Genomic DNA, 5,169 nt, shown 5'->3' on the forward strand with positions numbered 1-5,169 from the left:
GCGTTAGAGGCCCCTTTAGCATCATTAGCATATTTTGCAAAACAATGAACATGTTTAGAGTCCATAATGCTACCATCTAATAAATTAATAAAATATTGGTCTTCTTTTTTATCTGCACGATATTTAGCTTCTGCGTTAGAGAGTATCTCGCCTTTAAATAAAGAAATAATCTCATTTTTATAAATAGTAATAGCCGTAAATAAACCCTTACCTGCATTGGGTAATTGCGAAGTTTTAGTATATAAATAATCCGATTCGGGAACGTCTATAATGTTGTTGTCTGTTACTGTCACTATTTTTTTATAAATACGTGTTACAATAATACAAAAACGACTTCAATTGAAGTCGTTTTTGTATTATCTAAGGAGAGAATTAGTAAAAAAACTTAAGTTAACTACATCCGCCACAGCCTCCGCATCCGCTACAACTACTACATCCGCTATCAAAAGAAGCGCATCCTGAGGAATCAGAATCGTAAGAATCGATTGTGCTATCAAAGTCATTAAAGTAAGAGTCGTACATATAGTTATCATCGAAAGCTCCAAAAAACAACCAAAAACCATCGTCATTATCATTATAATCATATGCGTCAGAATTATAATGCTTTTGTTGGTTTGATAATTCTTTATCGAGTTTTTTAAGCATTTCGAAGTCTAAATTTTTTAGTAAGAAGATATTACCTCCAATGTTTTCTAATAACTCTAATGCTTTTTTCTTATTGTTCTCTAATAAGTTAATGATCTCTGAATCTATTTTATATAAATAATCTTTTAACGCTGTGTTTAGTTTATGTCCTTCAGGAGTTAATTTTATTTGTTTAAATAAGTTGATAAAAAATGTAGATTTAAAATAAGGTTTTATTTCAGACGTATTCTTTACCGTTTTTTTATAATTCCAACGCCCTTTAGAGTTGTCATAAATTAATTTTATATATGTTTTAAATTGAATTTGTATTTCTGGGCTTTTATAAAATGGGCTTAAAAAAACAGACTCAAATACTTTAGGTTTATAGCTATTAAAATTTTTGCCAGGAATAATGTAAGTATAGGCTCTTGTATGCTTATCTCTAGAATGTGCTTTTTGTTCGACTTCTTTTATTTTTAGAACTTTTTTTAAAACTAAATCCATAAAAGTAAGTTTCATTAAGTTTTTTAATGCAACACTATTATTGTCTATAATTAGTTTAGTTTGCGCTGGAGTGATTTGAGATAATATTTTCATTTGCGTTTAAAAGTTAATTTAGGGAACACCCAAAATTTATGTCTGTTAATTCTTGTAAAGTGAATGTTTTTAAATCTAGTTTCGGCATTTGGCCATATATCTTCAGGTGGAGAATGCCCAAACACAGTTTTATATAAAGCTAAAGTGTCTAGGTATAAATCTTTAAAATGTGCTTTTTGTTCGGTTCCTTTAGTAGGGCCATGATGTATTTCTTTTTGTATTGTATTTTTACATAAATCAATCCAATACGATTGGGTATAAAGTAAATGTAAATGCCAAACTTGATCTACTTGATCGGAAGGTGTTTGTGCCGTTTTGGAAATGGTAATTAAAAAAATAAACTTTTTATATTCTAATATAGCTCTTAAACTATACTCTAAAGACCAATTATTTTCTCTAGCTAGCCTATCTGAAAAGGTTAATGAAGAATTAATATCATCAATTTCAAAATTTAAGATATTATGCCATAGTTTTTTTTGGTCTTCTGTCATGCTTTGTTGTTCTTCTAACAAGATATTACAATTAATGAGTACAAATAAAGCGCTTTTTGTTACATATAAATTATAACACTAACAAACCATAATCTCTTAACGTAAGTATAGGTTTAGAAAACCAGAAGAGTTCAAAATCATCAAAATGTGTTTCAAAATCTTTTTTTAATAGCGAAAAGGATATTGGTTTTTCGTTGGTAGGCGTTAATAACGCTAAGGTATCTAAAAACCAATCGCCTTTGTTTTTTTCTGTAGTAATTTGAAAGGTTTCAGATTTATCATGAAAAGTCATTTCTAGAAAACTAGTTGTCTTTCCTTTTTTAGTTTTAGAATATTCTGTGACTAAAGGAAAATGACCAAGCCAAACAATTTTAGCGGTGGGTTTGGTTTTAAAGTCGATTTCAGTATCTAAGCAATCGTATATAAAATTAGGGTGAATGGTGGTTTGCGGAATATTAAAATCGAACCAGTCCTCTAAAGGTAATTCAAAACCAATACCATGCATGAAATTGAATAGCGATTTCTTTAACCCGAAACTAAATTTGTTATGGTCAATACCAGTGCTGTCTGTAAAATCTACATCGTTATTTGCAAATGAAATGTTTTTATAGTGGGGTGTAATACCATAATCGGAAGGATTTAAACCAACAGGACTATGCGTTGTTAAAGCAAACTGATGCCAGAAACCAGATTGTAAAATACCAATTTCAAATAACTGGCGCACCATTTCTAAACTATCTACAGTTTCCTGTACGGTTTGTGTAGGGTAGCCGTACATTAAATAAGAATGTACCATAATATTGGCTTCAGTAAAATTACGAGTAACTTGTGCTACTTGTTTTACGGTAACACCTTTGTCTATAAGTTTCAATAATCTATCTGAAGCGACTTCTAAACCACCAGAAACGGCAATACAACCCGATGCTTTTAAAAGTAAACATAAATCTCGGGTAAAGTTTTTTTCAAACCGTATGTTTGTCCACCAAGTAACCATAAGCTTACGCTTTAAAATCTCTAAAGCTAAAGCTTTCATTAAAGCCGGTGGGGCAGCTTCATCTACAAAATGAAAACCCGTTTCTCCTGTTTGCTGTATTAGTGTTTCCATGCGGTCAACTAATAGTTTGGCAGCAACTGGCTCGTAGATTTTTATATAATCTAAAGAAATGTCACAAAACGTACATTTCCCCCAATAACAACCGTGTGCCATCGTTAATTTATTCCAACGGCCATCGCTCCAAAGACTATGCATTGGGTTGGCAATTTCTATAACCGAAATATAATCGTCTAACAATAAATCGGAATAGTCAGGTGTGCCAACAGCGTGTTGTTTATAATCGGGTCTTGTGGTATTATTTTTATAGGTAACAATACCGTTTTCTATTAAAAAAGTGCGTTTGTAGGTAGGTGTTTCGTTTTTTTTAGGATTGCTTATTGCATTATAAAGCAGCTCTATAGGAAGCTCGCCATCATCTAACGTTATATAATCAAAAAAGTTAAATACACGCGTATCTGTAACAGAACGTAATTCGGTATTAGGAAAACCACCGCCCATAGAGACTACAATATTAGGGTAATTAGTTTTTATATACTGAGCGCACCTAAATGCAGAGTATAAATTACCAGGAAATGGTACCGAAAGGCAAACGAGTTTGGGGTGTACGGTTTGTATACGCTCTTCGAGTATAGATAATGTTATCTCATCTATAAAAGTAGGCATTTGCTGTAAACTATTGTACAGTTCATCAAAAGCATTGGCACTTTGCCCTAAGCGTTCGGCATAGCGGCTAAAGCCAAAATTAGGATCAATACACTCTATAATAAAATCGGATAAATCTTCAAGGTATAAAGTAGCAAAGTGTTTGGCTTTGTCTTGCATTCCCATTTCGCCAAAGGCCCAGCTCATATCATCTAATTGATCGAAACGCGAGGCTTTAGGTAAAAAATTATCTGTGCAAATTTGTCTTGCTAACGTTTGGTTTTTTCCTTGTAAAAATAAAATAACAGCATCAAGAGGTTGTAAATAATATTCTTTTAATGCATAAATACGTTGGCAGTTTGCAGAGGTAATAGTCTCATTTTCTATAGCTAACTCAAATAATGTTTCGAATGTTTTTTTACTAAACAGTTCTAGAATAACCTCTATTCCTAAATCCATTTGAAAAGCAGTAATACCTTTTGTATTTAAAAACCCTTTTAAGTAAGCAGTTGCTGGGTAAGGTGTGTTTAACTGTGTAAACGGAGGTGTTATTAGTAAAAGGTCTTTCAATGTAAGTTGGCTAATGTTATGGCAAAGATAGTGGATTAATAGTATTAAGTAAATGGTGGTTTACAAATAACCTGTTGTGTATTTTGGTGAAATTTGTTAGTTAGATTGGATTTTACGATTGCGCAAGCGTAATATTTGTATTGAGAGCACTAAATTCTATACATGTATAATTATCGATACAATTTTTTGTACTTTAAAATTACTCGAATTAATGGCAAATCGTGTTTTAAATTTAAAAAGAGTATAGTGTTTAGTGGGAATTGATTAGTATTATTTTATTGGTTTATAGAAATGACATCTCAAAAATAGGAGTATACAGTAAATGTAAAATATATTCTGTATGGTTAAAAGTATTCTATAATTTGCCAAGAGCCAACTAAAACCCTCCCTTTAAAATTTCGGAAACGGCCTGTTTATATTTTTGTGGGTTTGTAGCTTTTTTTATCTTTTTATAAGTTTTTTGAGGATTACTAAACGATTTTGAAAAGTATTCCCAAAACCCTAACATTTTCATTTTTATAGGTGTTGGCCCAGATAAAGCGGCATCGTATTGCGCATAGATTTCATCATGAAAGTTTGAAAAAATTTCGACTCTATTTTTAGGATATTCTAACGTGTTTTTTTTAATCATACTTGGTAAAAACGGATCGGCGATTAAACCACGACCAATCATGAAATGGTCTATAGATGGAAAGCGTTCTTGTATGGTTTTAAATTGTGTAACAGACGTTATATCGCCATTGTAATAGAGCTTATGTTTAGTACTGTCTATACAACGTTGGAAAGCTTCTAGGTCGACTCCGCCTTTGTACAATTGCTTTCCTATACGAGCATGAATGGCAACGTTTTTTAACGGGTATTTATCTAGAACAGGAAACGCATCTAAAATCTCGTTACTGTTTTCGTACCCCATGCGCATTTTCATAGAAACAATAATATCTGTTTCTGTGTGTGCGCGTTTTAAAATATGGTCAATTTTTTCAGGATCGGCAATTAAACCAGATCCCATACCACGTTTCGTAACCATTGGGTAGGGGCAACCTAAGTTCCAGTTTAGCTCTTTATAGCCAAATTGTTGTACATACTTTGCTACAAATAAAAACTCCTCAACATCATTGGTTATTATTTGTGGAATAACCTCTAGAGTTGTATTGTTTTCTGGAAGAATGTCGCGTTCGTATGCGTTTTTTA

Annotated in this window: 4 protein-coding genes and 1 pseudogene; all 5 read right to left on the reverse strand. The window is 32.1% G+C overall.

All coding sequences use genetic code 11. From position 1 onward, the window contains the following. A pseudogene (locus tag ACVC2P_RS13800) lies at positions 1–293 on the reverse strand (SET domain-containing protein-lysine N-methyltransferase); the annotation flags it as partial. A 97-nt stretch (positions 294–390) separates the two neighbouring features. Continuing rightward, on the reverse strand, positions 391–1,221 hold the full coding sequence (locus ACVC2P_RS13805) for a hypothetical protein (protein WP_452599038.1): 831 nt from the start codon (positions 1,219–1,221) through the stop codon (positions 391–393). Beyond that, on the reverse strand, positions 1,218–1,733 hold the full coding sequence (locus ACVC2P_RS13810) for a glycine-rich domain-containing protein (protein WP_452599039.1): 516 nt from the start codon (positions 1,731–1,733) through the stop codon (positions 1,218–1,220). The genes ACVC2P_RS13805 and ACVC2P_RS13810 overlap by 4 nt, the downstream gene beginning before the upstream one ends. Positions 1,734–1,782: 49 nt before the next feature. Then, complete coding sequence (locus tag ACVC2P_RS13815) at positions 1,783–3,978, reverse strand: B12-binding domain-containing radical SAM protein (RefSeq protein WP_452599040.1); 2,196 nt, start codon at positions 3,976–3,978, stop codon at positions 1,783–1,785. A 376-nt stretch (positions 3,979–4,354) separates the two neighbouring features. Next, on the reverse strand, positions 4,355–5,169 hold an 815-nt coding region (locus ACVC2P_RS13820; RefSeq protein WP_452599041.1), incomplete at its 5' end, for a tRNA dihydrouridine synthase.

The organism is Pontimicrobium sp. MEBiC01747 (assembly GCF_053601635.1).